Genomic DNA, 703 nt, shown 5'->3' on the forward strand with positions numbered 1-703 from the left:
TGGGTTCCCCCATTCGGACATCCCCGGATCAAAGCCTGCTTACGGCTCCCCGAGGCATTTCGTCGTTCGCCACGTCCTTCTTCGGCTCCTAGTGCCTAGGCATCCTCCGTGTGCTCTTTCTAGCTTAACCATTTATAGGGATCTTTKGCRTWAGCMAAAGTCTCTCCTAATTGAAAGAGTTAAAGATTTTTGCGTGACCCTAAGGTCAACACAACCTAAGTTCTTACTTTACGTTTTTGTTTCGTTATCTAGTTTTCAAGGAACAACTTTGTGACTCAATGATCTTCGCACTATTTCAGCGGCGAAAGTTATCTTACCACATCTTATTACTGCATTTCAAGCCGAAATTTCTTGGAAATTCCTGTCTTAAAATGTGTTTTGGTGGAGCCAAGCGGGATCGAACCGCTGACCTCCTGCTTGCAAGGCAGGCGCTCTCCCAGCTGAGCTATGGCCCCATAAATGGTATTAAATTAATGGTGGGCCCTAGTGGACTCGAACCACCGACCTCACCCTTATCAGGGGTGCGCTCTAACCAGCTGAGCTAAGGGCCCGTATAGGGAAACTTTCCATAATAAAAACCCACCTACAAGCTTTCGAAGCTTTCTCCGAAAGCTTGCCATGGGTATCGCTTGGCAACGTTCTACTCTCCCAGAACCCTGCGGTTCAAGTACCATCGACGCTGGAAGGCTTAACGGTCGTGTTC

At 48.1% G+C, this 703-nt stretch carries 2 tRNA genes and 1 rRNA gene; all 3 read right to left on the reverse strand.

Features of this window, described 5'->3' with window-relative positions:
* Positions 1 to 130 (reverse strand): 23S ribosomal RNA (locus tag AC1DLM_RS35450); the annotation flags it as partial.
* A 249-nt stretch (positions 131 to 379) separates the two neighbouring features.
* Positions 380 to 455, reverse strand: a tRNA-Ala gene (locus tag AC1DLM_RS35455).
* A 19-nt stretch (positions 456 to 474) separates the two neighbouring features.
* Positions 475 to 551 (reverse strand) — tRNA-Ile (locus AC1DLM_RS35460).
* Positions 552 to 703: the final 152 nt, after the last annotated feature.

Source organism: Paenibacillus sp. 01T442, from assembly GCF_056398345.1.